Genomic DNA, 3418 nt, shown 5'->3' with positions numbered 1-3418 from the left:
CCGACGCGCCTTCGGCGGCGGCCCACTCCATGCCCTCGATGACGCCGGACAGGGTGCCCGAGCCGTCGTCGCCGAGCACCTTGCCGACCATCAGCTCGGCGCCGGGGGCGACGCCCTTCCTGCCGTCGCCGCCGGCGATGGTGGCGGCGACGTGGGTGCCGTGCCCGTTGCCGTCCTGGACGCTCGGCTCGCCGGTGAACACCTTGCTCTGCTTGACGCGTCCGGCCAGGTCGGGGTGGGTGGCGTCGACGCCGGTGTCCAGCACGGCGACCTTGACGCCCTTGCCGTCGAACCCGGCCTGCCACGCCTCCGGCGCGCCCACCTGCGGCACGCTGTGGTCGAGGGTGGCCTTGACCTTGGCGTCCAGCCAGATCTTCGACACGCCCTGCGACAGCGTGGCCCGCTGCCCGTCGAGCGACTTCCACAACCCGCCGATCGTGCGTTTGTCGGCGGCGACCACCCGGCCGTTGACGCTCTCCAGCTCGGGCGCGGACGCGCTCTTCGGCGCGGCGCCGTCGTAGAGGAACAGCAGCGGCAGCTTGTCCGACCTGGCGTCGTCGTACCCCTGGGCGATCAGCCGGGTGACCGAGAACAGGGCCGGGTCCAGCCGCTTGGCCGCCAGGAGGGGGACGACGTCCTTGGGCAGGACGCGCAGCTCGCCGTTCTCCTCGGTGGTGCTGAACGCCATCCGCTCACGGCCCGGCCCCGGCTTCACCTCCACCGCCTGCCTGCCCGGCTCGGCCTGCCTGACGGTCACCACGTCCCCGGTGATCAGCGTGACGCGGTGGACGCTCCCGCCGGTGGGCTCGGCCGCGGCCGAGGCCGCCGATAACGGGGAGCTCAACAGGGCGGCGGTGGTGACTCCTGCCACCGTCACATGGGCGGACCAGTGCATGGGGGTGAAACCTCTCGTAGCAACAATCAGTGCACACGAGAGTGGGTGATCGGACACGCGGCGCGCCAGGTGTCACCCGTGCCGTTTGTCTGCCATGTCGTGATTACGACACGGCGCCGACGGTGCGGTTAGCATGGAACGGGATCGGGGATCGTGGCGACACTCGGCGACGAAGCGAGATCTGTGCATGCCTACGCCCCCGCGCAAGCTCCGCAACACCCTGAGCTGGTACGCCTTCGGCTTCTCCTGCGCGGTGACGCTGCTCGCCGCGGTCCTCATGGTGTTCCCCGACCGGGCCCTCACCAGGGCGGCGGTGCTCTCCTCGATCGGCCTCAACCTGATCGCGTCCGTGGCCTTCGCCGTCGTGTTCTCCGTCCTGAGCTCCCAGGTGCAGCAGCGCGGCATGGAGGAGAACATCGCCCAGCACCTGGACGACCTGGCCACGGGGCTGCGCGCCGAGGTGGCCTCGATGCACAAGGGGTTCATGCCGACGGCCGTCTACCCGTCCTTCGACCCGGTGGACGGCACGTACGGGGACGCCTTCAACAAGGACGTGACCGCGAGCCTGGAGGCCACCGGGTTCTACGCCTTCTGCGGCCCGAGCGCCCGCTACGTGTCGGCCCGGCTGACCAGGTCCCGCCACTTCCCCCACCAGGTCCGGGTCGCGATGCTCAACCCCGGCGACAAGCTGGCCATCTCGCGCCGCGCCACCGACCGCACCAGCTGGGCCAGGCTGGCGGGCAAGGACAACTCCACCCTGTCGGAGGAGCTGCGCGAGGAGCTCGTCATGAGCACGGTCGCGCTGTTCGACTACCGGCACATCTGCCCGGTGGACCTGGCCTACATCGAGGACACCGCGACCTACCGGTTCGAGATCTTCGACGACGCCATCTACCTGTCCTGGTACCACGGCCCGCAGTCGATCTCCAAGGAGATGCCGGAGTCGCTCAGGTTCGCCGCCGAGTCCTTCCTCTACCAGTTGCTCCGCCTCGACCTCATGCGCAGGTTCGAGATCGTCGAGAGCCGGGTGCGGTTCGAGGCGGGCCAGGACGACACCTTCCTCATCGCCCACCTGACGGCGGTGCTCGGCTCCGCGGTGTCGGCCGCCGACCTGGAGCGCTGGCGGAGACGGTACCGGGAGTACACCGCGGACTTCACCGGCTACCTCGACACCGTCTACGCCGCGCTCAAGATCTGACAGGGCGCACAGGGCTCACAGGGCTCCGGCGCGGGCCGCGGCCAGCGCCGCCGCGGCGGCCCGGTCGGCGGCGGCCTCGTCGAGGGCCTCCCCGCTGTTGAGCAGCGCGTAGTACAGGGGCGCGGACACGGCGGCGATCACCCGGCGCGGGTCGGTGCCGGGCGGCAGCTCGCCGCGCCCGATCGCGTCGGTGACGCAGCCGGCCCACTCCTCGATGCGGACGGCGTAGAAACGGTGCAGCGCCCGGGCGGCCTCCCCGTCGCAGAGCGAGGCGGCGATCAGCGCCTTGAACAGGCGTCCCTGGCGGGGGTCGGTGAGGGTCTTGACGACCAGGCGGGCGTTGTCGCGCAGGTCCGCCCGCACGTCGCCGTTGCGGGCGCGGGGCAGCGAGGTCTCCGCCATGTCCTTGAGGAGGTCGGCGGCGAGCGCGCCGGGCGTGCCCCAGCGGCGGTAGACGGTGGTCTTGCCGACCTCCGCGAGGCGGGCGATGTCGGCGAGGTCGAGCCCGGCGAAGCCCTTCTCGACCAGGGTGTCGCCGGCGGCCCGCAGAACGGCCTCGCGGACGCGGGCGGTACGCCCACCAGGACGGACGGCACCCGGCGGTGGCACGGCGGCCATACGGACTCCCCTCGTTCGAACCCTTATCGGAACCATAGTTCCCTTAACGCCGGTTCCGGTGCTACTGTTCTCTCATCTTAACGGAACTAAAGAACCGTTTGCGGCGGCATGCCGACCGGCACGCCCGAGAGAAAGCCCTGCCATGACCACCACCACACCCCTGCCCACGTCCGCCGCCCAGGCCCCGCCACGGCGCCTGACCGGCCGCCTGCGCCTCGTCCTCGCGGTGCTCCTGGTCGCCCAGTTCATGCTGGCCGTCGACTTCTCGATCCTCAACGTGGCCCTGCCCGCCATCGGCGACGACCTCGGCTTCTCCCTGTCCGGCCTCCAGTGGATCGCCACCGCCTTCGCCCTGTGCGCGGCCGGCTTCACCCTCTTCTTCGGCCGCATCGGCGACCTGGTCGGCCGCAAGCGCATCTTCCTCGGCAGCCTGGCGCTGCTCGGCGCGGCCTCGCTCGCCGGCGGGCTCGCCCCCACCCCCGACGTCCTCATCGTGGCCCGCATCGCCCAGGGCCTCGCGACGGCCGCCGCCACCCCGGCCGGGCTCGCCCTGCTCACCACGTCCTTCCCCGAAGGGCCGCTGCGGCAGAAGGCGCTCGGCCTCAACGGCGCCCTGATGTCCGCCGGGTTCACCGCGGGGGCCGTGCTCGGCGGGGTCCTGACCGACCTGCTCTCCTGGCGCTGGGCGTTCTTCGTCAACGTGCCCG

Annotated in this window: 4 protein-coding genes; 2 read left to right on the top strand and 2 right to left on the bottom strand. The window is 71.5% G+C overall.

All coding sequences use genetic code 11. The annotated features are described in order from the left end of the window. Window positions 1-844 (bottom strand): S8 family peptidase (locus ACWCSD_RS49940; protein ID WP_449926450.1); only part of this gene is annotated, 844 nt, incomplete at its 3' end. Window positions 845-1082: 238 nt separating this feature from the next. Here ACWCSD_RS49940 and ACWCSD_RS49935 point away from each other — a divergent pair. Further along, a complete protein-coding gene (locus ACWCSD_RS49935) occupies window positions 1083-2093 on the top strand; it encodes a hypothetical protein (RefSeq protein ID WP_397162849.1) in 1011 nt (336 codons plus the stop codon). A gap of 15 nt (window positions 2094-2108) precedes the next feature. On the opposite strand, the gene ACWCSD_RS49930 is transcribed toward ACWCSD_RS49935, so the two are convergent. Further along, complete coding sequence (locus tag ACWCSD_RS49930; RefSeq protein ID WP_449926447.1) at window positions 2109-2711, bottom strand: TetR/AcrR family transcriptional regulator C-terminal ligand-binding domain-containing protein; 603 nt, start codon at window positions 2709-2711, stop codon at window positions 2109-2111. A 142-nt stretch (window positions 2712-2853) separates the two neighbouring features. On the opposite strand from ACWCSD_RS49930, the gene ACWCSD_RS49925 reads away from it, so the two are divergent. Then, a partial coding sequence (locus ACWCSD_RS49925; protein ID WP_449926444.1) for an MFS transporter occupies window positions 2854-3418 on the top strand: 565 nt, incomplete at its 3' end.

Source organism: Nonomuraea sp. NPDC001684, assembly GCF_053596515.1.
This window is presented reverse-complemented; position numbering and strand designations above follow the sequence as displayed.